Below are 26,989 nucleotides of genomic sequence, written 5' to 3'. Positions count from 1 at the left end.
GAGGAAACTACTCACTGAGAGTAGCTTTATGGCTGAGTTTGTATTGTCCTTTTTCGTTGATGCTTAACAGCTTAACAGTTAGGGTGTCTCCCTGTTTAACGAAATCACCAACGTTGTCTATACGTTGTTTAGAAAACTCAGAAATATGGCAAAGACCCTCTTTACCAGGGAGAATTTCAACAAAGGCTCCAAAAGGAACAACAGAGGTTACGCGACCTTCGTAAATCTTACCAACTTCAACTTCACCAACTAAACCTTCAATAATAGATTTAGCTTTCTCTATTGCTTGTGGTGAAGAAGCAGAAATACTGACAAGACCCGAGTCATTAATATCAATTTGTACTCCAGCTTCTTCAATAATTTGACGAATCTGCTTACCTCCAGGCCCAATAACAGTAGCGATTTTATTAGGCTTAATTTGCATTGTTTCAATGCGAGGAGCGTATTGAGATAAGTCTGTTTTAGGAGCTGCAAGAGCTTGTTTCATAGTTTCAAGAATATCTTGACGACCATCTTTAGCTTGGGCTAGGGCAGCTCGCATAATAGCAGGAGTAATGCCTTCTACTTTGATATCCATTTGGAATGCTGTAATTCCTTCGGTATTTCCAGCAACTTTGAAATCCATATCACCTAAATGATCTTCTAATCCGGAAATATCTGAGAGAATAGTTACATGGTCATCATCTAATATTAATCCCATGGCTATACCAGCTATAGGAGTTTTAATAGGAACTCCGGCATCCATTAAAGCTAAGCAACCTCCGCAAACAGATGCCATAGATGAAGAACCATTAGATTCAGTAATGCTGGATTCTATTCGGATAGTATAAGGGAACTTCACAGGATCGGGTAGCGTATGACTTAATGCTTTTTCAGCAAGTTTACCATGACCGATTTCCCTTCTTCCTGGGGAGCCGATCCTTCCTACTTCTCCAACAGAGAAGGGAGGGAAGAAGTATTGTAAATAAAATTTGGCTAGTCCTTCACCATTTAAATCTTCATAACGTTGGGCCATGGCTTCACTACCTAAAGTACAGACAGCCATAGTTTGGGTTTCTCCCCGAGTAAATAAACAACTACCGTGAGTTCTTGGGAGGAAAGATGTTTCAATAGAGATAGGACGAATAGTAGTTATAGAACGTCCATCGGAACGTATGCCTTGTTCACGTATCAGACTACGCATGAAGTTAGACTTTGCTTGTTTAAAAGCAATTTTAATATTGAACTCAGTGAAAACTTCGTTTTCTTCTTGGAGTTGTTCTACGACTTCATTTTCTAATTGTTTTGAAGCAGCTTCAAAAGCTTTCTTTTCCTTAATTTTCAGGAGGTCAACAAACTTTCCTTCCACAAGTGCGTTTACAGCAGATTGGACTTCTTCTGGGAGAGAAACAATTTGACTTGTATTCTTTTCTTTACCTATTTGTTTTTGCCAATCCTTGAGTGCTTTGCATATAGTGACAATGTGTTTGTGACCAAATTCAATAGCTTCGATAACCTGCTCTTCTGTAAAGAAATCGCAGTGTCCCTCGATCATTAAAATAGCATTTTCTGTTCCTGCTAACACGAGTTCCATTCTGGAAACATCCATTTCAGCTTTTGTTGGGTTAACTACCCAACGATTGTTCACAAAGCCAACACGAACACCAGCTACAATACTAGTCTGAGGAATGTCAGAAATTGCTAGGGCTGCAGAAACACCACAAATTGCTATAGGATCAGGAAGAGTTACTCCGTCGTATGACCATACGTAAGATAAAATTTGAACATCCTGCATTAACCGGTTAGGTAATGAAGGACGCATGGAGCGATCTATGAGGCGAGAAGTTAAAATTTCTCTTTCTGTTGGGCGGCCTTCCCTTTTAATAAACCCACCTAAAGTTTTTCCTATAGAAGAAAACTTTTCTTGGTAATCAACTCTTAGAGGTAGAAAGTCGACAGCTTCCTCAAGGTTAGCCGCACAAACAGACGAAAAGACCCATGTTTCTTGCATGCGAGCAAGAACCGCGCCGTTAGCCTGACGAGCTATTTTCCCCGTTTCAAATACTAATGTTTTGCCTTCTTCAAGGGTAACAGAAATAGTTTCAAATGTCATGAAGGTCTCCTAATTAGATTTTTTTGTCGGGGAAAATAAATAAAGATTATTTTCTTAGATTTAATCTTGAAATTAAATTTTTATATCTTTCGGTGTCTGTAGAGTTAAGATACTCTAAGAGCTTTCGTCTTTGTCCTACCAACTTAAGCAGGGCTAGTCGAGAATTTTGGTCTTTAGGAGATCTCTTGAGGTGTTCTTTTAGTTCTGTAATGTGTTCTGTTAATATGGCGATTTGCACATCTGCTGAACCGGTATCCTTTTCATGAAGCTGAAATTTTTTTGTAATTTCTTCTTTAGTTCCCTTATCCAAAGACATTGGATGTCTCCTTAAAATAAAATAATTGCCGCAAAAGCCAATTATACTTGAGAGGTTTGTTAATGTACACCTTTTGGTATAGTGAGGCGGGTTTTTTTGATTTGAAAATAAAAATTCTACGTTTTTGATCTGATTGAAAAATGGCCGTTAAAGTAATATGACGACTTTTTACTATTTCTTATTAGGCAATTTTTTTCTTATAATCCGATGCAAAAAAGTAGTTTTGCGCTATCTAATATAAAGTCGATGAATATAGAAAAAGATATATTTTTTATGAATCAGGCTCTTAAGGAGGCTCGCCAGGCTTATGATGAGGACGAGGTTCCTGTGGGCTGTGTGATCGTAAAAGATAATAAAATCATTGCTCGAGGTCATAACACGACCGAAAAACTTCAAGATCCAACAGCTCATGCTGAAATTTTATGTATTGGAGCTGCGGCACAATATTTGGAGAACTGGCGTTTAGTTGATACTGTGCTCTATTGTACTCTTGAGCCGTGTTTGATGTGTGCCGGAGCTATACAACAGGCCCGTATTCGTAGAATAGTTTGGGCAGCCCCTGATTTGCGTTTGGGAGCCGCGGGGAGTTGGATCAATGTTTTTAAAGAAAAACATCCATTTCATCAGGTAGAGTGTTGCTCCGGAATTTGTCGTGAAGATGCTGAGCAATTAATGAAACAATTTTTTATAGGGAAGCGAAAAGAGAAAAATGAAAAATAAAATTCATGAGTTGTTGAATCAGCTTTATGAAAATCAAAAATCTCGTTTACAAAACATGGGGGAGCAAATCATTCCTAATTTAACTTCGGATGATGTGTTGCAGCCCATGGATTTTTCTTTATTGGAAGAAAACCCTTTTTTCCGTTTTGAAGAGGGTGTCCTTTCCGGATTAGGTGAGGCTAGAGCAGCAATTCTAGCTTTATTTGCTGATGAAGCTTAAAAGATTCGAGATATTCTGTAAGGGTTAGGAATTTTTTCTTTATAGCAAAATAGAACGCCCAGCATTAATGAGAGTATGGATCCGAAGAATAAGGCAAAGGCTCCAGAAAATAGTAGAATCAGGAAGTAAAACGCTGCCAAAACTACAAATCCCCATTTACGGGATAGGGTAATTGGGAAGGGGTGAAGTCCAAGGCGTTTTTCTGGATCTAGGAAAACCCAAATGAGCAAAAGTGTGCTAATTAAACATTCTGGTCCGAATAGGGCTTGCGAACTATGAAATAATTTGAGACATGCCCAAACCGCGACTCCTGTTATTAGGACTTGGCTGATAACAAGAATAAGAAAAGTTATCGATCCTAGTTTTCGAATAATGTGGTTAGTTGCCTTATAGAAAAAGGTGAAACCTAATACATTTCTCACGAGTAAACGTTGTGTTATGTCCATGCAGCCTTCTTTATGGATGCATAGAGAGTCAGCCGTAATGAGAGGATAGGTAATAAACTGCCAGAAATTATGTTTGTGAATTCCTGCAGTAGATAGGGCTAGAGTTTCGATAATCCCTGGAATACCGAATAACCTTTTCATCAGGTAGGAAAGCAGAGGGGATATACACGAGGTGATTAAGATAAACGAAGGAAGCTGTCTAAGTACCTGAGTGAGAAACGGGTTTTTGTTATGTTTATCTGGGAAGATAACCCTCATAGAGGTTTGACCTGATTCTTTTCTTTTTAGCCATGCCTTATATTAGATTATGGATTGTTTTATTAGAAGTCATTAAATAATTAATCAGACGGAGATGTCGTTAGATTTGCTTTAATAGTATATTCTTTTAATGAAGATAGGAGAGCTGTAGTTGCTTGCAATAACTTCATAGACTCTGTAGAAGTTGCATTCACTGCCTTTTGATTTGCTTGAGCTCTTTGTTGTGCTGCGGAAAGCTCTTGTTGGATAAGCTGTCGGTTGGCAGTGATTTGTTGGTTTGAAGTCTGGTATGCTTGGATTTCAGTTTGGTTTTTATACTCAGGCTTTTCCTCATTAAAGTTATCAGCTTTTTGAAGATCAGGGACTTTTAATAAGGGTAGGTTGATTAGCTCTTTTGTTTTCTTTTGTTGAGCTATCGTATTATCTTGTAACACTGCCATGATCGATTTTCCGAATTCTGTAGTCGATGTAGATAACTGTAGCATAACCGAAATACAGAAGTAGATAGCTGAGGGTTTATTAATTACAATGCTATCAGACACAACTTTTGTCGATGGGGGAACTACTGTAGGGACTTTATCCACATTTGGTGCTATAGAAGAGACGTTCATTATGCTAGGTTCCTTATAATTAAATGTTAGCTATCAAGCTCACAATTTGTGAGAATGTTTGAATTAAAGCCTGACCAACTTGTAGAGACTGTTGGATAATGTTATTATTGGTATTCAAGTTACTTGAAATCACTTGGGAGCCATTTCCTAGTCCTGAAATTTGGTTTTGTAGTGCTTGTCTAGAAGCTCCAACAGCTTGGTTCGTCGCTTGAACATCTTGCAAGAATGCCGATGAGTTATCGTTTAATTTATTTTTAGGGATAGTTGTGTATTGGTATAAAGCTTCTTGGTTGTTTAGAAAAGTTTGAGCAGAAGCATTAGCCTGAAGTTCTTGAGCGATAATAGATAAGTTGTCTTGAGCGACCAATACCGATTGGTATACATAGTATACGGTAATAATCAGCGGATTGGAATCTTTAGCAAATTTTGCAATAATTTCGTCAGCTGTTGCTGTATTGGGACCGCCTGTGATAGACGTTCCTGGAACCTCGATAGCGGCTCTTGGGTTAGCTTGCAGTGGTGTAGAAGAGAACCACATAATTTCCTACCTATTTATCTTCAATTAACTTTAAGTTGTTTCCCTACTTGCTTATGAAGGAGGTTTATTTAATTGGTTTACTGTACTTCCAATAGAACTGGTTGTTTTTAAGAAGGAAGAATCTTGAGAAGCTAATTGTTGGATGATGTTGATATTCGTAGATGCGTGTGAGAGGATAATTTGTCCGTTTTGTCTAGCAGTAACCAATTCATCTTGAATATTTGATCTTTGAGCAGAGTAGTTCTGGTTTTGGTTTTGTACACGAGTAATTTCGTCTTCTTTAGCCCCAGCGCTTACCACAGCAAATTTGATTTGATTAGTTGCTTGGTTTAATTGTTGTTGAATATTAGTATTATCATTTAATTGTTGTGATTGAGTCAGAACTGTTTGTTGTCGAATTTCAATCGCTTGTAAAAGAAGCTCGTAAATGCTAAAAAGCAAAGCGCCAATAGGAGGTGTATTTAGTGGATCCAAGGGGGGAAGTTGAGTAGCCTGCGTCGCTTCTCCAGATGCTATTAAAGCTGTAGATGTGGTGCTAATAGGTTGTACTGCCATAATGGAAAATTTTTTAGTTTTGTTTAGTTTTATTTTACCAATAAACAAAACGTTTTATTAAATAATAAATTCAAAAAATACTTATTTTGTTTATTAAGTTGTTTTCCTTTAGCGACAAATAAAATTAAAAAATTTTGCAAGGAAAGTAATAAAGTTTTTATCTCTAAAATTTAGAGTTTCTAAAGAAAATAAAGGACTTGCTATCAATCGGTGAACACGAGGTTGCTTGATTGAGAATAGCATCCTTTAGCTAGCGAGGAGAAGGAAGTGTCTGGAAACGAACGTGATGACGGTGCAGGAACTTTCGATGAGGATGTGAGTGCTTATGTACTGGTGACTTGCGCGCATGTGTCTTCAGACGGCAAGATGAAAGTGGAGATGACCTATGAGGGAGATCCCGCTGTAATTAGCTATTTATTAACTAAAGCTCATGACTCTTTAGAAGAGTCCTAGGCGTATTCTTGTATGGGATTTGAGGCCATGCACGTTTTTAATAAGCGTCTTTATCGAAAAGTTTATCAAGGATTTAGGTGGGGAACTTTGTTGGGAAGGTGTAGATCTTTCTCAATAGAATGGGTGTTTCTATCGTCTATGATTTTAATTTTCAGTGGATTAGGTTGTGCTTATATAGTTGATGCAACTGTATTTCTACTGACTATGTTTTTTTCTGCTTTAGCATTAGTTGCGTCTGTATATTTGCGTTTTTGGGGATACGGTATCGTGTCCTGTTTATTTTTATCAGTATATTATTACAAATATATTAATGTAAGTTCTTCATTATTATGGGCTTTAGGCTTGTTTTTAGCCTTTTTATTATCTTGGGGAATTTTTGTTTTTGGTATTTCCTTTGTTGATGAAGAAAATAACGAACAACAACAGAAATATAATCAATTAGCGAATGAGTATAGTGAGATACAAATATCTTATGATAAAGCAGTTCATGATAAATCTATAGCGTGTGAATTTTTAGAAAAGCGTGCACATGCTTTAGAATCTGAGCTGAAAGAGTGCCGAGCTTTGTTACAGGATTCTTGTAAGAAACAAGAACATATGGCTTTGGATTTGCAAATTCTTGCTGATCAGAAAAATAGTTGGCTAGAAGATTACGCTGTTTTGCATAACGAATATGTACGTCTTGTAGCTGGAGATGAGACTACTTCTGTATTTTCTTGGGTGTCTGGAAAAGACACAGTTTCCAATAGAGAGGACGGGGAAACTGAGTTATGGTTACGTGCTTTACGAGAAAAAGACGAAAAAATGACCTCTTTAGAAAATGAGCTTATCGAAGAAAAGCTTTTAAGGAAGAGTTTAGAAGATCGATGTGAAAGTTTTAAAGCCTATGTTCAGGAAGTAGAGCAGTTACGCTTAAGGTTAGAAGAAGTACAGAATCTTTTAAATCAAAAGGATGAAGAAATTATAAAGCTGCATGCTTTTATAAAAGAACAAGAAACTGCTATTAAAACACCGTCTGATAACCATGAAATTAAGTCCTATAAGGATAAATACATTCAATTACGGGGACAGTTTGCAGAAAAAACTGAAGTGTTAGCAGAAGTTCGTAAGGAGCTGTTCTTAGTTCGAGAAAAGTATCTTGCTCTACAAAAACAAGAGGAAAATGTCTCTGTCTTCACAGACATGAGAGACATTGAGATAATTCAGAATCTTCTAGAGCATATAGAATCTCTGGAAGAAGAGATTATTTCTCTAGAAGAGTTAGTATCTCATAACCTGTCTCAGTAATCAGTAGGGTGTGTTCCCACTGTGCGCTAGGTTGATTATCGCAAGTTCTTGCTTCCCAGTGGTTTTTGGGATCTATAATCCCTTCTTTTTTCCCTACGTTGATCATGGGTTCTATGGTAAATATCATTCCAGGAGCTAAGGGTATAGCACTACGATTCCTGTAATGCGGAACATAAGGGTTTTCATGGAATTTTATACCCACACCGTGACCTACAAACTGATCGACTACAGAAAATCCATAACTATCAGCACAAGCTTCTATGGCTTCACCGATTTCGTATAGAGGTAAGTTGGGCTTTAACTTAGCAATTGCTGCGTTCAAACAGTCTAAAGATGCTTGACAGACGCGTTTTTTTATTTCAGAGACCCCTCCAATCATTACCATCTTGCTACAATCTCCGTAATACCCATCAACAATACAAGAAACATCGATGTTCATGATATCGCCGTTTTTTAAGGGGGTATTATTAGGAATGCCGTGGCAGATCACTTCATTAAGTGAAGTGCAAATCGTTTTTGGGAAAGGAGGAGAGCCATAATTTAGAGGTGCTGGAATTGCGTCATATTCTTTATGTAATTGACGGGAGAGTTGGTCTAGGTCTTCTGTAGTCACACCTTCTTTAGATGCTTTGCAAAGAGCATCAAGTATACGTGCAGTTACTTGACAAGCATAACGGATTTTTTCGATTTGTTTTGGAGTCTTTAAAATAATATCGTATTGCGAAGCGTAATATTGTTTTTGTTGTTCCCAAGATATTTGAGGGGACTGGGCATGGCAATGTTTCCATTTGCGTTTGCTTCCACACCAGCAGGGATCATTTCTTTTCATTTATCTACACTACTTAATATAAAATCCTATGTTAAATGCTATTGAAATACCTTTAAGCATGAGGTTTGCAGACATTAATAATAACGCAATGCTGAATAATCTTTCTAAGGCTACTAACCCGGAAGATCCCAGAATTCGATTAAAAAAGCTCGAACTTAGTAAAGTAAATACGGAAAGTACCCAAGCGATTATCATAGCACTGAAAATAATTTCTTTAGATAACAAAGCTTCTTCCATATAGCTGAGTAGAGAAGTAATTACAGCAGGGCCAGTGATTACAGGGAAAGCTAAGGGAAAGAAGATAGGTTCTGATTGTGGTTCAGAAGAGTCTGATTCTACTGGTGGGGGTACAAGCATCATTTTCAATGAAACCGAGCAGAGTAGAACCCCTCCGATAAACTGAAATGCGTACAAGGAAATGTCAAGAAATTGGAAGAATTTTCTTCCGAAAGTGACAAAAAGTAGTAGGGTAACAAGAGCAAAAATACATTCTCGGAGGATGATACGTTGTTGCCTTTTGGCAGAGAAGCGCTTTAACAGAGATACGAAAACAGGAACAGATCCAGGAGAATCAAAAAGTACGTAAAATAATAAGCTAAGATTAATCAGAGTTAGCATAAATGTCTCTTTTATAAGAAGGCAAGTTGTAATCCGGACATGAGTAGTTGGGTACCCACGATCGTTGCGAAGAGACCAAGCACTGTTTGGGTGGCAAGGAGTACCTTTGCCTTATCTTTTCCTCCGCTGACAAAAACTTGTAAGATTATAGTAGTTAGAGAAATAAAGACCCAAGAAAGAATGAGAATAAGAGAAATTGAAGCAAAGCTGTAGCGTTTCCCTATCAAAATGCAACAAGCTGCTAGCCAAGAAGGACCGATCATTAGAGGCAAAGCAATGGGTGTTACCATAGATAGGGAGGAGGGGGTAGTAAAACCTTTCCAACTATTTTCTTTACTTAGATTTAAAATAGCCCTCATTCCCGTCAATGTGACGGCAATACCCCCTACAACTTGTATTGCACATAGGGGAGTTTTTAACACGTACAAGGTGCCCAAGGCTGCTTCATATAAAGCAAACATGCTAAAAAGAGCGAACACACTTTCTCGTACTAACAGTGACAAGCGTTCTTTTCTTGAATAACGTGCCAATACGTGATTTAACACTAAAACATTAGTTAAGGCATCTGCTGCTAACAAGAGTATACAAGCTTGAGGTAATAAAAAATAAAAAGTGTCCATGGGGAGAATTTTTATATGCTAGGGCTATTATTTTTCAAGGTAATCAACTAAAGTGCGGAGAAACATGCAAAATAGGATCTAAAATATCTTATGATCGATAAATTGATAGCTGAAAGTATAAAACTCTATACTAAACCTTTTTCTTCCATTCTTTTATTTGGTCCTCCCGGTGCTGGTAAAGATTTATTAGGAAATTTTATAGCACATGGTGGTAGCCAAGTTTATGTTTCTTTAGGGGATATTTTCCGTTGTTATCCTATAGAGTCTCCTATTCGACAACTTTTTCATAAATATGCAGTGTCCGGGTCTTTGATCCCCGATGAAGATGTTATTGCTGTTTGGAACTATTATGTTCAGGGTCTGATAGCTACTGGGAAGTTTCTTCCAGATCGTCAGGATTTACTTATTAGTGGGCTTCCAAGAACGGTAGATCAAGCAAAGCTTCTTGATTCCTACATTCATGTGCGTCATGTAATTATTTTAGAAGTACATGAAGAAGCTAAGTTGCTCGAACGCACTCAAAATTCTCTCTATAGTAAGGGAAGAATTAATGAGGTTGGTATTGAAGTATTGCAAAAGCGTTTGCAATCCTATCAAAAAGACATAGATGCGATTATTCAACATTATCCCATTCACAAGGTGTCGCGCATTAGTGCTGAGCAGAAGCCAATGGAAGTTCTTCGAGATGTGCTATCGCGTCTTGCTCACGTTTTTTCTCATCCTGGCAGACCTGTGAATTAGATGGGTATATCTGATCTGGAGAGAAACTGATTATTTTATCCGAAAAGTTGGGGTAGCGCTTTAGGATAGCTTGTAACAAGGTGTCGATTAGATGTTTATTTAATGGCTCTTGGGATTTCGACAATAGAGGGAGAGTGACTTTCCATTGAAGAAATTCGTCTGTAATGATTTTCGGTATGTCATGCGTAGCTTTGATATACGCTTGGAAGGATTTTTTAGGGTGTTTTTGGCAATAGTCAATGCTTCTTTGAAGAGCTATTTGTATGGCCTCAACAACTTCTGGAGATGTAGCTCTCGTATTTTTTTTTCCACATAGGAGGAGCTGAGGTCCTGTAGGAAGACCGTAGGAATCAGAGAGGAAGCAGCCTACAGGCATTCCCAATGTTTCTAGTTTCACGCCTTCTATATTGTAAAAAGCTCCATAGAGGAAATCGATTTTTTTCAATAACATGGGCGAGATTAAATCTGAGCTTACATTTCGTACTTCCGAGGGAACAACACCGTGTAGACGTAACGTTTCTAGTAAACAGGAAAGATCGCGTGAGTTGTTTAAGCAGAATCCTAAAACTTTATTATTCAAATCTTCTATTTTTGAAATATTATTTTCTTTCCTATAGATAAACCCTTGTAATGTAGAGTCAATTAAAGACCCGACTACTTGTATATCAGCTCCTTGTAGAGAGGTTTTTATTATTCCAAGAGCGTGGTATAGGGTAAGGTCTACTTGTTCGAAGAGAACATGGGGAATAACAGCACCTGTATCTGTACTTTTTTGAATGCGTAAATCTATACCTTGATCGCGGAAAAATCCTTTGGATACTCCTACATATAGCGGGATATGGTTAGGGTTAGGAGTCCAGTCTAGAAGTAAAGTTATAGGTGTGAGATGAGTTTGGTGTACTGGCTTAGTCTTAAACTTCCATAGAGGTAGAATGAGTAAGGGGATGAGTAAACAAGCGAATTTTCTATTAGGCAGTCGATATTTCTTTGTTGTTTTTTCTATGCGAAAGAGGGCAAAGGTTAGCTTCTCAATGAGTAAAATGCTTTGAAACAGAGTAAATGTGAGAAGGGTTAAAGCAAACAATCCTGCAAAGGTCATTTCCATATCATAGTTTCGTCGACTTTCTAGAATGAGGATCCCTAAACCAGATTGTGAAGCCAACCACTCTCCAGCTATTGCTGCAAATCCTGCAGATCCCATAGCAATTTTAAGTCCTGAAAATATATGAGGAAGAGCATGGGGGAGACGTAGCTTAATGAAAATTTGTTGTTTGGTTGCTTGATGTAAAATAAATTGCTCTAGAAGTTCTTCAGGAGTTGATGTTATCCCTTGATACATCGTGATTGTTAATGGGAAAAATACTGTAAGCGCTGTCGGGACAATTACGGCATTCAATCCCCAGCCAAACCATAGTACGATTAGAGGTGCTAAGGTAAACATAGGAGTACATTGCACCAATATGAAAAATGGGTTCAGGAGATCTTTTGCTGGTTTATAGGCTAGCATAAGGATTACGAGCCCTATAGACAATAATAGGGCTAAAAAGAATCCCCCTAAAATCCCTTGGAGGGTATAGCAGGAAGAAGAAAAAATAAGATTTGTAGAATTTAAAAAACTAGCAGCTATTTTCGATGGTGGAGGGCATAAAAAGGAAAAGGATGGATTATTTTTAGAAAAATACTCCCAAAACAAAAGTAAAAATGAAGTAGTTAGAAAATAACATAAAAGTTTTTTTTTCATTTTGTAGATGTAGAGGGAAAAATAAAAGGGAATCATAGGGGAATAGAATATATGCGGCAAGAAAATGATAGTTTAGGAATTGTAGAAGTCCCTGAAGACAAGTTGTATGGAGCACAAACAGCGCGTTCTCAGAAGTATTTTTCCTGGGCTCCTGAGGTTATGCCTCAAGAAGTTATTCGAGCTTTAGTATGGATTAAAAAATGTGCTGCTAAGGCAAATCGTGATCTAGGTTTTCTAGATTCAAAATATTGTGACATGATTGTTTCTGCTTCTGATGAGATTATAGCAGGCAATTTTGATGAGCATTTTCCTCTAAAAGTTTGGCAGACAGGTAGTGGAACGCAATCAAATATGAATGTGAACGAGGTGATTGCGAATCTAGCTATTCAACGTCACGGTGGTGTTTTAGGTAGCAAAACACCAATACACCCTAATGATCATGTAAATAAATCCCAATCTTCTAATGATGTGTTCCCCACAGCTATGCATATTGCTGCAGTGATGAGTCTGAAGAAGAAATTAATTCCTGCTCTGGATCATTTACAGCGGGCGTTAGATGCTAAGGTTGCTGAGTTTCGAGATTGTGTCAAGATTGGCAGAACACATTTAATGGATGCTGTTCCTATGACATTAGGACAAGAATTTTCTGGTTACAGTAGCCAAATACGTCAATGTTTAGAAAGAGTCGCTTTTTCTCTTACACACATGTATGAGTTAGCCATAGGAGGAACAGCGGTAGGAACAGGATTAAATGTTCCTGAAGGTTTTGTAGATAAGGTGATTCATTATTTGCGTCAAGAAACCGGAGAGCCTTTTATTGCTTCATCGAATTATTTTTCAGCATTATCGAATCACGATATTTTAGTACATGCTCATGGTGTTTTAGCTACTTTATCCTGTGCTTTAACAAAGATTGCCACAGATTTAAGTTTTTTGGGATCGGGTCCTCGATGTGGTTTAGGGGAATTATTATTTCCTGAGAATGAACCGGGATCTTCGATAATGCCTGGGAAGATCAACCCAACGCAATGTGAGGCTTTGCAAATGGTTTGTGCTCAAGTTATCGGTAATAACCAGGCAATCATTGTTGGCGGAAGTCGAGGGAACTTCGAACTTAATGTAATGAAACCTTTGATCATTTATAACTTTTTACAATCTGTAGATATACTCTCTGGCGGTATGCAAGCCTTTGCTGATTATTTTGTTTCAGGTTTGCGAGTGAATAAGCTAAGACTTAAAGAATACTTGGATAACTCTTTGATGCTCGTTACTGCCTTAACTCCTGTTTTAGGTTATGATAAATGCTCTAAAATGGCTTTGAAAGCTTTTCATGAAAATCTAAGTTTAAAAGAAGCCTGTATACAGATGGGCTACTTATCAGCAGAAGAGTTCGATCGTCTTGTTGTTCCCGAATCTATGGTGGGGAAACATTAATGAGACGACTTGCTTTCTAAATTAATTAAGGCTTGAGCGAATAAGAGAGCGCTCTTCGTATTCGAGAAGATATGATCAACACCGATAAGTTCATCTAAATGATAACGTTTAAGATCACTTAGCGGTGTTTTTTTTACTCCTGCTAAGAGTAAAAGCGTTCCCTGGCGATCACACTCAAGGAAGAATTCTTCTAGAGCGTGCATAGCAGATGCATCAATTGTAGGTACGCGACTCATGCATAATATGAAGATTTTAGGAGGTTTCTCTATTTCATTTAGAAGATTTTTCAATCTATCAGCAATTCCAAAGAAAAATGGGCCGTTGATTTCATAAATTTCTGTATGAGCAGGAACTTCAGATTTAGAAAAGAGATCATCATCTTTTGTCTGCTTATTTTCATCGAAGAACTTTGCTGTGGATATTACGTCAGAAAGATCACTCATTTGTTTCATAAATAGAAACGCGGCTAACATCATCCCTACCTGCACTGCAGAAGTGATTGTTGTCATAACCGTAAGAATAAAAACGGTTAGGAGAACAACAACGTCTTTTTTAGGTGCGGTAAATAAATGAATGAAGTGATGAATTTCACTCATATTCCAGGCAATAAGAATAAGGACAGCTGCTAAACAGGTAAGAGGGATTTTTACTGTTAAGGGTGCTAAAGCTAAAAGAATTACGCAAATAAAAGCGGAGTGAATTAACCCTGCGATAGGAGTGGTTGCCCCAGATTTAATACTTGCAGCTGTTCTTGATAAAGAACCCGTTACAGGCATCCCTGCAAAGAAAGATGTTCCGATATTCGCAATGCCTTGAGCTACGAGTTGGCAGTTGGATTGATGTCTCCATCCAGTCATACCGTCAGCAACTACAGCCGAAAGCAAGGTTTCTATCCCTGAAAGAACTGCAATGGTTAATGCATCTGGCATGAGTTGTAAAATCTTTGTCAGACTGAGATGGGGGAATGCAGGTAAAGGTAGAGATTGTGGTAGAGCTCCGTAGCGACTGCCGATCGTTGGAATGTCAATTTTTAGCAACCAAACTAGTGTTGAAGCTACGATAATTGCTATCATAACTCCTGGGTATCGTGGTTTGTAATTACGGAAGTAAATCATGATGAGTAGAGTGAACAGCCCTACAGCAAAAGCTTTGCTATCCCATGTCCATAAGTAATCCCAATAAGCTACCCATTTAGCAATAAAATCTGTAGGGATAGTATCCCCCATTTGTAGACCTAAAAAGTCTCTAATTTGAGAGGAGAAAATGATAACAGCTAACCCCGTTGTTAGTCCTGTGACGACGGGATAGGGCATATATTTAATGAAGGTTCCTAATCCAGTAAGTCCAAAGGCGACTAGGAATATCCCTCCCATTAGGGTGATTGTAAATAACCCTTCAACCCCGTATTTTGCTGAAATGCAATAAAGTATAGAAATGAAAGCACTAGTCGGTCCTGATATAAGAACACGGCTACCACCTAGCGCTGAGGCTATAAATCCTCCGATGATGGATGCTAGCAAACCTTGTATAGGGGATACGCCGACACCGATAGCGATAGCAATGGCAAAAGGAAATGCTAATACACCTACAGTAAGTCCGGCTATAAAGTCTTTTTTAAATGTATTAAAGGTATAACCATCCTTAATACACGTATAGAGTTTGGGAATAAGATGTTTAAACGATAAGGCGACTTTCACTAGACTCCTAACGCAGATTTAGAACTAGGGAACTTTATTATTGTTCTGTTCTTTTGTATCTTTGTCAAATAGTTCGTTATATTTATAAACGTTTTGTTGCTTCAAATCTAAGCTGCAAGAATATAGAATTTTTCTATAAAACGGTGCTAAATAACAAATTTTGATTTTAGTGTGTAAAAAAACAAAAGTTTTTCTTATTCATAGAAGAATTTTTTCCTACTTTACCTAACCTGTAAATAGGAGTACACTAGTTCGTAGTATTATTTTTGAGGTCATTATGTTGAAATTCCAATTGTGTGCTCTGTTTTTATTTGGATACATCGCGATTGTTTTCGAACATATTGTGCGAGTCAATAAGTCTGCTGTAGCACTGGCTATGGGAGGTTTGATGTGGCTAGTTTGTTTTTCTCATATACAACATGCTGATCATATGATTCTAGCTGAAGAAATTGCTGACATGGCTCAGGTCATTTTTTTCTTATTCGCGGCGATGGCTATAGTGGAACTTATAGATGCACACAAAGGGTTTTCTCTTATAGTGCGGTGTTGTTACATACAATCTAGAACTTTATTGCTTTGGGTGCTTATAGGGCTTTCTTTCTTTTTATCAGCTGCTCTAGATAATTTAACTTCTATCATCATTATTATCTCTATTTTGAAACGCCTAGTGAAATCTAGAGAAGATCGGTTACTTTTAGGCGCTATTTGTGTGATTAGTGTGAATGCTGGGGGGGCTTGGACACCTTTAGGAGACGTAACAACAACAATGTTGTGGATCAACAATAAAGTGACTTCTTGGGGAATTATTCGTGCTCTCTTTGTGCCTAGTTTGGTGTGTGTGCTTATTGCGGGAATTTGTGCTCAGTTCCTACTTAAAAAACGCTCTTCGGGAATGATTTCTAAGGATATTGAGATAGAAGGATCACCTAAAAAAAGTGGTTTAATCATTTGTATTGGTTTAGGTTCATTGTTAATGGTCCCGGTGTGGAAAGCATGTTTAGGAGTGCCTCCGTTTATCGGTGCTTTGTTAGGTCTTGGGCTCGTTTGGTTAGCCAGTGATTGGGTTCATTCTCCTCATGGTGAGGATCGTTACCATCTGCGTATTCCTCATATTTTGACGAAGATAGATATTTCCTCAATTACTTTCTTTATAGGTATCTTATTAGCCGTCAATGCTCTAACTTTTTCAAATGTTCTTTCTGAACTTTCTATAAGTATGGATAGAATATTTTCTAGGAACGTAGTTGCTATTTTTATTGGTCTTATTTCAAGTGTATTGGATAATGTTCCTCTTGTTGCTGCGACTATGGGTATGTATCAAGTTCCAATTGATGATACTTTATGGAAATTAATCGCTTATGCGGCAGGCACTGGGGGAAGCATTTTAGTCATTGGATCAGCTGCTGGAGTTGCCTTTATGGGTATCGAGAAAGTTGATTTCCTGTGGTATCTTAAGAAAATTTCTTGGATTGCCTTGGCCAGTTATTTTGGCGGTTTGTTTTCGTATTTTATGCTCGAGCGTATCGCTATGTTTTTTTGATGTGGTTGTTTTTTGAGTAAAAAAATTTTTTAAAACTTTGTTTTAATAAAATCTTTATACCTCTATCATACCACCTCCTTATAAATATTCTCTATTTGGAAGAGAGGTAAATATGAAAATAAAACACATTACAGTCTTGGTTTGTTCCCTGTTACTAGGTTTTTCCTTTTCAGGTTCTGCGAAGACCTTAGTCCACCAAAGCGCATGTGCGGATTTGGATTTTTTAGAACACTTATTGGATATTAAATATGCTCCTAAAGACTGGAAGCATAAGCTTTTCCGTTGGGATCTTAAAGATGTAACAGATCAAGCGCGTTTAAAGATAAAATTAGAGGAAAATCCCTCGATAAAGTATTGCCAAGGGGTTCTTGCTGAGTATATTTCTAGTTTAAACGACTTCCATGCAGGGATAACATTCTTTGCTACAGAGAGTTCTTATTTACCTTATACACTAAAGTTAAGCAGCAATAATAGATGTTTTGTTGTCGACGTACATACATACCACTCTGACATATCTGTAGGTGATGAAATTTTGGAGATGGATGGTGTACCAATTCTGGAAGCGATTGAAAGTATACGTACGGGTAGAGGAGTTCCTTCTGACTATGCTGCAGCTACACGTATGCTCTTTTCGCGTTCTGCTTCTTTGGGGCATCAGGTTCCTGTGGGAATAGCTACGTTAAAAATTCGTCGTCCTAGTGGTTTAACGCGTACGTTAAAAGTGAAATGGCGTCACACTCCTGAACATATTCGGGATTTATCTTTGATATCTCCTTTGGTAAAAAATCCTGTAATAGAGATGAAGTCCCCACGTGCTTTACCTCTATTATCCAGTGTTGCTGACAAATGTTTGTTTACAAATGAAATGGTCCCTTATTTCTGGAACGAATTACGTGAGCAGTATAAACGTGGTTTCTACAGTGATTATAATATTGGAAGTAAAAAAGGCTTTTTCCCTGATTTTGGGAAAGTGACATGGAGAGCCAAAAGTGGGCCATATCATGCTTACATATTTACAGTTGCAGATGACCAAGGGCAACCTCATTCAATCGGATTCCTGAGAATTTCTACATATTCTTGGACCGATATGGAAGATCGTAGTGTTGAGAATATGAATTCCCCATGGGAAGATTTTAACGAGATCATCGACGTTCTTGAATCTAAGTCAGAGGCTTTAATTATCGATCAAACAAATAATCCTGGTGGTAGTGTTTTCTATCTTTATGGGTTATTGAGTAGATTAACGGATAGACCTTTAGAAACACCTAAACATAGAATGATACTAACTCAAAGTGAAGTTCAAGCAGCAGTCAAATGGTTAGAGATGCTTGAGGGTGTTGAAACGGATGAGCAAGCAAGAAATGCTCTTGGTCAAGATATGGAAGGTTATCCAATTGATATGCATGCTGTGGGGTATCTACAAAAATTCTCACACGCAGTTTTAAAGAGCTGGGAAAGTGGAGAGATCAATCTCACTACTCCTATACCTTTATTAGGATTTTCCCATATATGCCCGCATCCTGAGCATCGTTACTCACATCCTATTTGTGTCTTGATCAATGAAGAGGATTTCTCCTGTGGAGATTTATTGCCTGCGATTATGAAAGATAATGGTAGAGCTCTCATTGTTGGAACGACTACAGCAGGAGCTGGAGGTTTTGTCTTTACTGTTGATTTCCCTAGTAGAACAGGAATTAAAAGTTGTTCTTTAACAGGATCTCTAGCAGTAAGATCCGATGGTTCATACATAGAGAACTTAGGAGTGTCTCCTCACGTATTTTTAGGCTTTACAGATGCTGATGTGCAAACAGGAAAGTACGGGGATTACATTAGTAATGTAAAACGTATGGTTCTTCAACTTATTCAAAAAGAAGAAAATGCAATGGAAGAAGGTGGGAACACAATAACTGAGTCGTAATAGGCATTACAATATAAAAAATCTTCAGTTATATTAAATAACCTTTAGAAACAATGTTGTTCTAAAGGTTTTTTTTATTAAGCATCGCACTCATTTTGGAGAATGTATGCGTAGAGTTATTTTAAGTAACCCTAGAGGATTTTGCGCTGGGGTAGTTCGTGCTATCCAAGTTGTAGAATCTGCTTTAGAGAAATGGGGAGCTCCTATTTATGTAAAACATGAAATTGTTCACAACCGTCATGTAGTTGATGATCTCAAGAGACGCGGGGCAATTTTTATAGAAGATCTTAAGGATGTTCCTCGTGGAGAAAAGGTGATTTATTCTGCTCATGGTATCCCTCCAGAGGTTCGTGAGGAGGCGAAAGCTCGGAATCTTTTTGATATAGATGCGACTTGTGTCTTGGTAACTAAGATTCATTCTGCAGTTAAGCTTTATGCAAGCAAAGGTTATCAAATTATTTTGATAGGCAAGAGCAAGCACGTGGAAGTTATAGGGATTCGAGGTGAAGCTCCCGAGAGTGTCACCGTAGTCGAAAAAGTAGAAGATGTTGAAAACTTACCCTTCAGTGTGAATGATCCTTTATTTTTTGTAACTCAAACCACTTTGAGTTTGGACGATGTTGCGGAAGTTACCCAAGCATTAAAGGTGCGTTATCCTCATATTATTACGTTACCGAGTTCTTCAGTCTGTTATGCTACACAAAATCGTCAAGAAGCATTACGTTCGATACTTCCTAAGGTGAATTTTGTTTATGTTATTGGAGATGTCCAAAGTTCTAACTCTAACCGTTTACGTGAGGTTGCTGAAAAAAGAAATATCCCCGCACGGCTAGTGAATAGTCCCGAGGATATTTCTGATGAAATTTTAAACTATTCTGGTGATATTGCAATAACAGCAGGAGCATCAACTCCTGAGCATATTGTTCAATCTTGTATTTCTAGGTTGAAAGAATTAATACCCGATTTACAAGTTGAAGAAGATATATTTACTGTAGAAGATGTCGTATTCCAACCGCCTAAAGAGCTTCGTACTTAAGAAGTCTTCATTCTTATACGTATTGCGCGTATTGATTTATAGAATATGGTTTTCTATTAGAGAATACGTTTGTTTATCCTTATCGCTCTATATTCAATATCCAAAATTGCTTTTATATGATCTAGCAAAGTTTGTTTATTCTTTATTAAAAAATCCTTACCGAAAGTTGCGTCGTTCTCCACAATCTTCATTATTGAGAGAAGGGAATGTATATGGAGAAACTCCTTGGTTGGCTTTGAATAAAGTGAGTAGGGAATTTGGGGTTACTTCTCAAGATGTTGTTTATGATTTAGGTTGTGGATTAGGAAAAGTCTGTTTTTGGTTTTCGCATATTCTTAGATGTCAGGTTGTCGGTATAGATAATCAGCCCGCTTTTATAAACTTTTCCTCTTATCTACATCGTCTCTTATCTGTACAACCTGCGGTATTTTTGAAAGAACATTTCCATGAAACACCGTTGTCTCAAGCCTCTTGTGTTTACTTCTATGGTTCTTCGTATTCTTTAAAGGTACTAAAAAGTGTTTTAAAGGCTTTGAAAGAGCTTAAACCAGGAAATATGGTTATCAGCATTTCTTTTCCTTTGGATTCTTTACCTGGAGGGGATCAGCTGTTTTTCACTGAGAAAAGCTGCGAGGTCATTTTCCCTTGGGGGAAGACAAAAGCATATAAAAATATAAGGAAATAGCAGCCTTTTATTGGTAGAGGCTACGAACGGCATCATGCTCTGTTTGTAGTATTTGTAAGAGAAAATTATCCATATTTTTCCAATGGTCTTTCACCTCTTCAATAGATCGGGTGATTTCATCATGTTCCATGCGGAATATCTCTTTATAGTTTTCTGCGAATGTTCTTGATGCTGTTTCTTTTAATTCATAGATTTTAGACGAGGCTTCTGTAAGTTGTGATAGGGAGGAACAAACTTTTCCGACACCTCTGAAGAAGGTGTGTGCTGTGGCTTTTTTCCAAAATCCCGTATGCTGCTGGATGAATCCAAGAATCTGTTTTCCAGAGATCTCTCCGATGATAGGAGCAGCAGCACCTACAATTCCTAAAGTTGCTGTGGCGACTCCTAACCATTGAGAAATCTTAGCTTGATTTTCATAACTTTCAATAAGTTCTCTGGCTTTTTCTAAAAGATGTTTTCTAGCTTCTAAACGAGCGAGATTATCTTGCTCTCTACTATTCAACATCAGCTTCATAATTTCTGCACAGATTTTGAGAATATCGAGATTCGATACGCGCATATGCATCAATGAGCTCAGCTGAGCCTCTGTAAGGGCGAATTCAACAATCTCATCAGGTAACATACAAGATTGCGTATAACGAAGAGATGTTTGATTAGAAAGCTCTTCAATAGCAAAGCCTTTTTTCTGTTTATGATGATGTTGCTCTTGCTCTTGATGTTCTTGTTGTCCTTTTTCTCCCTGACCTTCTTCTTTTTCTCTCGATTTGGTATCGAGACGTGTTTCCGTAATTTCTTTTTGTACATGGCTGAATAGAGCCAGAGGACTGAGAGAAGAGGTAGAAGGTTTTGGCAAAGAAGGTGAGGATTTTGCAGATTCTTCAGAGGTTTTAGTAGAGTTTTTAGAGCTATGTGCTTTTATTGTTTCCTTGTCGTAGGTGTGAACTTGAACTTTTGTTGGACACAGATGAAGAGAAGACTGATCTCGCATACCTCCATCCTCTTTAGATTCTGGCAGGTTTAAGAGTACGATTGTTGTTTTTTCTATGAGATTTGCGTCTTTAGGAGCTGGACAAGAAAAAAATACTGTACTCGCTTGAGTTTTTTCTTCTTTTGCCGAGGTGAGATTAGAATACAGGCTAGCTTGTTGTAAATAGGGGTTTCTCTCAGTTGAAGAAAATGTATCCAGTGACTTTTGTGAGGAGAGATTTGGTAGGCATGAAGATTTCATCAACATACCATTTTTTGCCATGAGAGTTTCTGAAGGCGCAGGTTTGTTTTGAGGAGAAAATTGTGAAAATACGGAACCTGATTGGTTTAATAAGCTTAGACAGGCATCCGACATCGAACGCAAGATAGCCATCTGACAGCAATCAGGAACACTAACTTCAGCGTCGGTTGTTGACGAGGCTTCAGTTGCCGATGCTGTATTTAGTAAATCGATCTCTGTACTCTCTGAAGTTGTATCGGTTGTTGTTGCACAAGATGCTGTCATAACATTCCTTACAAAAGAATTTACCTTAGAGATTCCAGAAACATTCTGTCGATTTCTCTGCACAACTGTAACACGCGCGCGAGATTTTCGAAAGAATCATGAAAACTTTCTAAGATTTCTTGAGTACGAGCGATGTAATCATCCCTTTCTAAACTGAGAAGTTCGATTTTTGTTTCAAGAAAAACGTAGTGAGACTTCATTTTGAATAATTTTGAGCGTGTCCACAGCATAGCTCCGCGTAGCAGGCTTAAAGCGCCTTCTAAAGCGGGGGTTATCCCACGCAAGACTCCTTGAACAAATTGGGGTAGCCCGAGACATTCTAGCTTTAAAGTAGCAATGGATAATAGAACTGCTATTACAAAAAGGACAATTCGTACAATTTTCAGTATTTTTTGTTTTGTTTGCCTATCTTTCCCTGGGATTAATTTTTCAATAGCTTCCCAACCATTTAAAGCATCCAATAAGGTGAGTGTTAGTGCAATAAGACCGGATAGTACACCTATCCAAGAGAAAATCCCTTCACCCATAATTACAGAAACAGTAGAGGCTCCCAAGGTTGCCCAGGGTAAAATCCATTCTACAATAGTTGCTAAAGAGCCCCAGCGTTGCGCTTGCTGTTCCTTCTCGATAGATTTTTCGATTTGTTGCATACGCTCGATATGCGTTGCTTCAAGTTCTTTTTGCGTAGCTTCCACACAATCTTTATAGGATGCGTAAGCTGAAAAATCAGAGAGTATCCCTTGTTTTGTGAGTAGGTAACTTAAGGTAAATATACCAATAGAAGGAGGATTAATAATAGGAACAACAGAAGCTGCTCGCGTTTTTTTATTTTTTTGGGATTTTTTAAAGAAACATTTTTGAGAGTGCTGTTTTCCTGGATGCTCATCCTGTGATAATCCTTTGCTATATTTTCCTAGGGGCGATTTTAAAATTAGTCGGTGTTCTTCTTTATTACGAAAATCAGCATCCCGAGAAGAAAGAAATGTCTCCTCGGATCGTGTGTTATATTCTGTATCTTCTGTAGATTCACAGAACGTCTTAGATCTTTCTAAAGCATGTTGAGTTTTTGGCTGTTGTTTACATTGTATGTGTGTTTCCGTGTAGGGAGTTTTCTCAGAAAAGACTCTCTTCTCAGTAGCTGCTTCTTTAGATTTTGGCATCATTAAGTCTTTGAGAAGAGCTGTCATCGATTCTTTAGAATTTTTTTGTGAAAAGAGATTCCAAGGAGAAGACGATGAAGTCTGTTCTTTTCTAGGTAATTGTGATGTTAGAGAACTTCCAAATTGTAGGATTTTTTCTCTAGGACTTGCAGGGGTAAGGGGGCGATTTGTGACAACTTGCACATCATCTTTTGTCAGCAATCTCTCACTTTGCTTGTTGATAAAAATTTTTGTTAAGGATTGCCCAGAAGATTCTGTAGCTTGAGTAATAGAATATTTTATGCTTGCAGTGGCTTCAGATTGTTTAGGACTATCTGGGATATACGGCTGTTGGTTTAAGAGGATTTCTGTAGATTGTGCGAGCCAGGAAGACATAGTCAATTCCCCATAGTTATGGGATTATGCATGGTTTTTTATATCCAGAATTTCTGCTTTTAGTTCTTGGTAAGCGCTATGATGTTTGGCACGTTCCCATGCAAGCTCTAAAGCCTTATTTGCGTTCTCGTGTTCGTCCATAAGTGTATAGCAAATGTAAGCATAGTAATGAGGATAGGGATCTTTATCTCTTAATAATGCAGTTACTGCATAGGCATGTAAGGCTTGAGGGTAGAGCTTGCTCATATGTAAAGAAGCTCCTAAAGAAAACCAAAACTTCGAGACGAAAGGATTAAAGAATACTAACCAACGGAAAGTTTCACTACTTACTTGATATTCTCTATTTAAGTAGGCGTTATAGCCTTCTTTATACACACGTTCTAGTTCTTCTGAAGAGATTTTGAATAGCTTTTGGTACGTATCTAAAGGAAGATCTTGATTTGGAAAATATCCTGCAAGATAACTTTCTAAATCATCAGGAAAAGGAAAATCTTCTTTGCTAGAAGCTGCTATTTTTTCTAATAAATACGTTAAATATGACATTACGGACGCAGGTTGTAAATAAAGGTATCCATGAGTTCTTTGAGAAGTTTCAATACATTGGAGCGTGCCTGGTGACATTGCGAGACTTCTTGAAGATGCCTTTGCATGTCTGTTCTTTCGAGTTGGGTGATTTTCTCCATGTTTTCTTTGCGCATCTGAATATTTTCTTTCAGAAGCTTTTTCTCTTCTTCAGTCCATTGTAACGTATCGGATATGGTGACATCGAGTTTTCTAGCTTGTTCAACAAGAGCTTTCATTTCTGGGTTATCTCTCCAATCAATGGCACCTTTCTCAGAATTGATTTTAGAAAGTAATAGAGTTAAAGTGTCAACATTATCTGTACGTTCTTTAACACGAAGATAGAGTTCTTGAGCCTCAGCTTCCGCCTGTCCCAGGATTCTTGCCATAAGTTTCATAAAACGTATGAATACGTTTTCGATTTTTGGCGTTTGAATGGGAGCATACCCTTGAGTAGGATTCCCTGAAGCAAACAACGACATCGGAGATTGCGCTTTTCTCTTAAAAGTTTTTTCTTCCTCAACGTTGATGTTTCGAGATTGACGTACGTCTTCAAAATACCGAAGTTGCTCTATAGATAATTGAGAAGATATCTTTTTACTTTTGTCGACGTTAAACTGCGACTTGTAGTGTTTTTCTCTCTGTTTTTCTTGATTATTCTCTTCTTGATGCTGCCCGTTGCGTTGTTGATCTTGCTTTTGATCTCGGTTTTCTCGGTCTTGTTTGGACTCTTGAGATTTCGTTGTAAAGATTTGTTGTTCTTTTTTCTCTGTGGTGTAGGCAGGGTAAGATTGATAAGAAATAAGATCACTATCTTTTTCTGTTCGAGGTTGCTGAGATGGTGTAGAAGAATGAGAAGCTCGTGATGTAAATTGTTCTGAGTTATGAAGAATCGTTGAAGAGTTTGCCCAAGGCCGGGAATCGGAAGTTTTCGCAGAAGTATAACCAGAAAACGTTTTTGCGGGCTGTTGTAATGTTTTGGATGAGCCTTGGATGTCTTTTGCTGATCTTGGTGCTACTTCCTGAGGTTCAGATCCCTTGTTGAGTAAGCTCTGTTCTTGTTGCTTATAACTCGTTTTTTCTTCGTTAGTTGTTTGAGGAGTTATCGTTTCTAAAGTTTGCAAGAGGTCGGCGATTTGTATTTCAATATCAATTGTTTCAGGAGATAAGAATACCAAATTATGAGCACAATCTTGAAACAGGTGAGTATTTTCGTTAGCAATCGCAGAAATTTGTGCCAAGGCAAGTGTAGCAAGAGAACTTAACGAAGCTGGTGCTGACCCCTCTGAAGAAAATATAGAAAGTACAACGTCGCCAGCTGCAGTTTTTAAAACACTGCAAGATGTTGAGGCAGAGGACGAAGCAGAGGCGTCTTCCTTTAGAGTTACATTGGTAGACGGGACTGCTGAAGGCAGGGGTGTATTCATACTAATTTTCGCACGAGTAATTTATGGGGACATAGAAGCGATGAAAATTATATAAAACGTAATTTTCCTGCAAGTTTGATTATAAAAGGGTTAGACTATGAGAGAGAATCCTAGAGAATATAGGGTTTTCTATTTACAAAAACAGTCAGAGGAACCAAAATGATTTTGCTAGCCATCATAGAGTGTTTTTTTCTGCCCAGGTGGTGAAATTGGTAGACACGCTGGATTTAGGATCCAGTGCTTCGCGGCATGTAGGTTCAAGTCCTATCCTGGGCATTTCAACGCTTTTTCCTTTATAGACACATCATTAAATTCCCATCCGTAGTAAAATAAAATCTAGAGTTTTAGATTTTTTTGAGGAAGTTTATGAAGAAAAAGCTTCTAGCCCTAGCATGTTTCCTAAGTGCTTGTTTTTCTTCAGCTTTTGGAGAAAATTCCTTTGTATCAGAGTCCGCATTCTTAGCAAAAGTGGTTACTGTTTCAGGATTGCAGTTCCAGGAGCAGAATGGTCATGTGCCCTACAGCTTTTACTATCCCTATGAATACGGGTATTATTATCCTGAGACTTATGGAGGATATACTGGAACATCACAAGGAAACGAAGATTGTTATTCTCACCTAGAGAATGGTACATTTTTCTATCAATGTGATTAGGAGAGATTTCTCGGGTGATAGGAAAGAAAGTTTTCCATTAGGGTGTCTGCTGCTACATGTGTATAGACTTCCGTAGAGGCAATGCGCGCGTGACCGAGCATTTCTTGAATTACTCTGAGGTCGGCCTTATTGTCTAATAAATGTGTAGCAAAGGCATGCCTTAGAGAGTGTGGTGAGACGCGTTTGTGGGTGACTTGCTTTGCGTAATAATGGATTCTTTTCCATACGCAAGAACGCTCGAGTTTACGTCCGCGTATAGAGAGGAATAGGTGGTGCTCCTCAGGTTGTTTTTTTTGGAGGTTTTCTCGAAAAGGACATAGATAGGCGTCTATTGCTTCGCTCGCAAGTTTCCCTAAGGGAACCAGTCGTGTTTTAGAACCTTTCCCTGTAACTCGAAGAAAGTCATCGCTAACATCTCCTATGTGTAAACCACAGAGCTCAGATACACGTATACCTGTAGAGTATAGCGTATGGAGAATTGCCGTATCTCTAGTAGAGATCATAGAAGAGGTTGTAGTTTTCTTAGGAATCGCTAAAAGGGTGTCCACTTCTTTTGGTGTGAGTACGGTGGGTAGGCGTTTCCAAATTTTAGGATGTTCGATAAGAGGAGGGTGTTCAAGAAGTTTTGCCTCTTTGAGAAATCGGAAAAATACTTTTAAGGCGATCAGACGACGTGCTAAAGTGGCTTCAGCTTCTTTGCGTTTATGTAGCTGATCAACAAATAGATGCACACTGTCTTGAGAGATTTCTGCAATTGATGTAATGGCGTTTATTTTTAGGAATAGAGTAATGTCCTGAATATATGCGGAAATCGAATTGCAGCTAAGACCGCGATCTACTGATAGAAAAAGAGTAAATTGTTCAAGGATAGCATCGCAAAACTGGGCTGAGGTCATAAAATCTAACTTCGGCTGGTAGAGTTTTTAGTATAGGTTTTGGGTAGATTTTAAGCTAGGATGAGGTAG

At 38.0% G+C, this 26,989-nt stretch carries 27 protein-coding genes and 1 tRNA gene; 12 read left to right on the top strand and 16 right to left on the bottom strand.

The window, feature by feature from the left end; all coding sequences use genetic code 11:
- Window positions 1-7 precede the first annotated feature (7 nt).
- Together pnp and rpsO are read right to left on the bottom strand one after the other, a co-directional pair.
- Complete coding sequence (gene pnp / locus FI836_RS01395) at window positions 8-2,092, bottom strand: polyribonucleotide nucleotidyltransferase (RefSeq protein ID WP_006343426.1); 2,085 nt, start codon at window positions 2,090-2,092, stop codon at window positions 8-10.
- A gap of 46 nt (window positions 2,093-2,138) precedes the next feature.
- Window positions 2,139-2,408, bottom strand: a complete 270-nt coding sequence (gene rpsO / locus FI836_RS01390; RefSeq protein ID WP_006343425.1) for a 30S ribosomal protein S15 — start codon at window positions 2,406-2,408, stop codon at window positions 2,139-2,141.
- 246 nt (window positions 2,409-2,654) lie between these two features.
- Here rpsO and tadA point away from each other — a divergent pair, with 246 nt between their 5' ends.
- Entirely contained in the window at window positions 2,655-3,128 is a 474-nt protein-coding gene (tadA, locus tag FI836_RS01385; RefSeq protein WP_139934560.1) for a tRNA adenosine(34) deaminase TadA, read from the top strand.
- A complete protein-coding gene (locus tag FI836_RS01380) occupies window positions 3,118-3,348 on the top strand; it encodes a hypothetical protein (protein WP_006343423.1) in 231 nt (76 codons plus the stop codon). The genes tadA and FI836_RS01380 overlap by 11 nt, the downstream gene beginning before the upstream one ends.
- On the opposite strand, the gene FI836_RS01375 is transcribed toward FI836_RS01380, so the two are convergent.
- The 4 genes from FI836_RS01375 to FI836_RS01360 form a co-directional block, all read right to left on the bottom strand.
- Window positions 3,345-4,052 carry a hypothetical protein gene (locus FI836_RS01375; RefSeq protein WP_006343422.1) on the bottom strand — a complete coding sequence of 236 codons (708 nt, stop codon included), beginning with the start codon at window positions 4,050-4,052 and terminating at the stop codon, window positions 3,345-3,347. The genes FI836_RS01380 and FI836_RS01375 overlap by 4 nt on opposite strands.
- Window positions 4,053-4,132: 80 nt before the next feature.
- Window positions 4,133-4,663: a CT847 family type III secretion system effector gene (locus FI836_RS01370; protein WP_006343421.1), complete on the bottom strand. Its 531-nt coding sequence runs from the start codon at window positions 4,661-4,663 to the stop codon at window positions 4,133-4,135.
- Window positions 4,664-4,682: 19 nt separating this feature from the next.
- Window positions 4,683-5,201, bottom strand: a complete 519-nt coding sequence (locus FI836_RS01365; RefSeq protein ID WP_006343420.1) for a DUF720 domain-containing protein — start codon at window positions 5,199-5,201, stop codon at window positions 4,683-4,685.
- A gap of 51 nt (window positions 5,202-5,252) precedes the next feature.
- Entirely contained in the window at window positions 5,253-5,756 is a 504-nt protein-coding gene (locus tag FI836_RS01360; RefSeq protein ID WP_006343419.1) for a DUF720 domain-containing protein, read from the bottom strand.
- Between the two features lie 267 nt (window positions 5,757-6,023).
- Here FI836_RS01360 and FI836_RS01355 point away from each other — a divergent pair, with 267 nt between their 5' ends.
- Window positions 6,024-6,209 carry a hypothetical protein gene (locus FI836_RS01355; RefSeq protein WP_006343418.1) on the top strand — a complete coding sequence of 62 codons (186 nt, stop codon included), beginning with the start codon at window positions 6,024-6,026 and terminating at the stop codon, window positions 6,207-6,209.
- 138 nt (window positions 6,210-6,347) lie between these two features.
- Window positions 6,348-7,496 carry a hypothetical protein gene (locus tag FI836_RS01350; RefSeq protein ID WP_006343417.1) on the top strand — a complete coding sequence of 383 codons (1,149 nt, stop codon included), beginning with the start codon at window positions 6,348-6,350 and terminating at the stop codon, window positions 7,494-7,496.
- Here FI836_RS01350 and FI836_RS01345 read toward each other — a convergent pair.
- From FI836_RS01345 to FI836_RS01335, 3 genes are read right to left on the bottom strand one after another with little or no spacing between them, the layout of a single operon-like run.
- On the bottom strand, window positions 7,453-8,325 hold the full coding sequence (locus tag FI836_RS01345; protein WP_014943956.1) for a methionyl aminopeptidase: 873 nt from the start codon (window positions 8,323-8,325) through the stop codon (window positions 7,453-7,455). The genes FI836_RS01350 and FI836_RS01345 overlap by 44 nt on opposite strands.
- A 9-nt stretch (window positions 8,326-8,334) precedes the next feature.
- Window positions 8,335-8,943, bottom strand: coding sequence for a MarC family protein (locus FI836_RS01340; protein WP_006343415.1), 609 nt, complete (start codon window positions 8,941-8,943; stop codon window positions 8,335-8,337).
- An 11-nt stretch (window positions 8,944-8,954) separates the two neighbouring features.
- Window positions 8,955-9,563, bottom strand: a complete 609-nt coding sequence (locus tag FI836_RS01335) for a MarC family protein (RefSeq protein WP_006343414.1) — start codon at window positions 9,561-9,563, stop codon at window positions 8,955-8,957.
- Window positions 9,564-9,653: 90 nt separating this feature from the next.
- Between FI836_RS01335 and FI836_RS01330 the strand changes: the two genes are divergently transcribed.
- Window positions 9,654-10,304, top strand: a complete 651-nt coding sequence (locus tag FI836_RS01330; RefSeq protein WP_006343413.1) for a nucleoside monophosphate kinase — start codon at window positions 9,654-9,656, stop codon at window positions 10,302-10,304.
- Here FI836_RS01330 and FI836_RS01325 read toward each other — a convergent pair.
- Complete coding sequence (locus FI836_RS01325; RefSeq protein ID WP_041460090.1) at window positions 10,213-12,045, bottom strand: ABC transporter substrate-binding protein; 1,833 nt, start codon at window positions 12,043-12,045, stop codon at window positions 10,213-10,215. The two genes, FI836_RS01330 and FI836_RS01325, sit on opposite strands and share 92 nt — an antisense overlap.
- A 51-nt stretch (window positions 12,046-12,096) precedes the next feature.
- Between FI836_RS01325 and fumC the strand changes: the two genes are divergently transcribed.
- Window positions 12,097-13,479: a class II fumarate hydratase gene (fumC, locus tag FI836_RS01320; RefSeq protein ID WP_006343411.1), complete on the top strand. Its 1,383-nt coding sequence runs from the start codon at window positions 12,097-12,099 to the stop codon at window positions 13,477-13,479.
- On the opposite strand, the gene FI836_RS01315 is transcribed toward fumC, so the two are convergent.
- On the bottom strand, window positions 13,476-15,176 hold the full coding sequence (locus FI836_RS01315) for a solute carrier family 26 protein (protein WP_006343410.1): 1,701 nt from the start codon (window positions 15,174-15,176) through the stop codon (window positions 13,476-13,478). The two genes, fumC and FI836_RS01315, sit on opposite strands and share 4 nt — an antisense overlap.
- 277 nt (window positions 15,177-15,453) lie before the next feature.
- Between FI836_RS01315 and FI836_RS01310 the strand changes: the two genes are divergently transcribed.
- The 4 genes from FI836_RS01310 (at window position 15,454) to FI836_RS01295 (ending at window position 20,355) form a co-directional block, all read left to right on the top strand.
- Window positions 15,454-16,716, top strand: a complete 1,263-nt coding sequence (locus FI836_RS01310) for an NhaD family Na+:H+ antiporter (protein ID WP_014943954.1) — start codon at window positions 15,454-15,456, stop codon at window positions 16,714-16,716.
- Between the two features lie 112 nt (window positions 16,717-16,828).
- On the top strand, window positions 16,829-18,634 hold the full coding sequence (locus tag FI836_RS01305; RefSeq protein WP_014943953.1) for a protease-like activity factor CPAF: 1,806 nt from the start codon (window positions 16,829-16,831) through the stop codon (window positions 18,632-18,634).
- 106 nt (window positions 18,635-18,740) lie between these two features.
- Window positions 18,741-19,670 (top strand): 4-hydroxy-3-methylbut-2-enyl diphosphate reductase, encoded by a 930-nt coding sequence (ispH, locus tag FI836_RS01300; protein WP_006343407.1) that lies wholly within the window; start codon window positions 18,741-18,743, stop codon window positions 19,668-19,670.
- Window positions 19,633-20,355, top strand: a complete 723-nt coding sequence (locus tag FI836_RS01295) for a class I SAM-dependent methyltransferase (protein WP_006343406.1) — start codon at window positions 19,633-19,635, stop codon at window positions 20,353-20,355. The genes ispH and FI836_RS01295 overlap by 38 nt, the downstream gene beginning before the upstream one ends.
- 7 nt (window positions 20,356-20,362) lie before the next feature.
- Here FI836_RS01295 and FI836_RS01290 read toward each other — a convergent pair whose 3' ends face one another.
- Genes FI836_RS01290 through FI836_RS01275 form a run of 4 tightly spaced genes read right to left on the bottom strand, consistent with a single transcriptional unit; the run spans window position 20,363 to window position 25,370 of the window.
- The gene (locus tag FI836_RS01290; protein ID WP_014943952.1) at window positions 20,363-21,847 is read right to left on the bottom strand and encodes a hypothetical protein; all 1,485 of its coding nucleotides are present in this window, start codon (window positions 21,845-21,847) and stop codon (window positions 20,363-20,365) included.
- 20 nt (window positions 21,848-21,867) lie between these two features.
- A complete protein-coding gene (locus FI836_RS01285; RefSeq protein ID WP_139934559.1) occupies window positions 21,868-23,382 on the bottom strand; it encodes a hypothetical protein in 1,515 nt (504 codons plus the stop codon).
- Between the two features lie 24 nt (window positions 23,383-23,406).
- Window positions 23,407-23,925 (bottom strand): SycD/LcrH family type III secretion system chaperone, encoded by a 519-nt coding sequence (locus FI836_RS01280; RefSeq protein WP_006343403.1) that lies wholly within the window; start codon window positions 23,923-23,925, stop codon window positions 23,407-23,409.
- Entirely contained in the window at window positions 23,925-25,370 is a 1,446-nt protein-coding gene (locus FI836_RS01275; RefSeq protein ID WP_014943950.1) for a hypothetical protein, read from the bottom strand. Before FI836_RS01275 ends, FI836_RS01280 begins: the two co-directional genes overlap by 1 nt.
- 194 nt (window positions 25,371-25,564) lie before the next feature.
- On the opposite strand from FI836_RS01275, the gene FI836_RS01270 reads away from it, so the two are divergent.
- Window positions 25,565-25,646, top strand: a tRNA-Leu gene (locus tag FI836_RS01270).
- A 90-nt stretch (window positions 25,647-25,736) separates the two neighbouring features.
- Window positions 25,737-26,024: a hypothetical protein gene (locus tag FI836_RS01265; protein ID WP_006343401.1), complete on the top strand. Its 288-nt coding sequence runs from the start codon at window positions 25,737-25,739 to the stop codon at window positions 26,022-26,024.
- Here FI836_RS01265 and FI836_RS01260 read toward each other — a convergent pair.
- Window positions 26,021-26,920, bottom strand: a complete 900-nt coding sequence (locus tag FI836_RS01260; RefSeq protein WP_013747388.1) for a site-specific tyrosine recombinase XerD — start codon at window positions 26,918-26,920, stop codon at window positions 26,021-26,023. The genes FI836_RS01265 and FI836_RS01260 overlap by 4 nt on opposite strands.
- Window positions 26,921-26,989 lie beyond the last annotated feature (69 nt).

Origin of the sequence: Chlamydophila parapsittaci (assembly GCF_006385615.1) — a bacterium.
GTDB lineage: Bacteria > Chlamydiota > Chlamydiia > Chlamydiales > Chlamydiaceae > Chlamydia > Chlamydia psittaci.
Note: the sequence above shows the minus strand (reverse complement) of the source record. Positions and strands in the feature narration are given on the sequence as shown.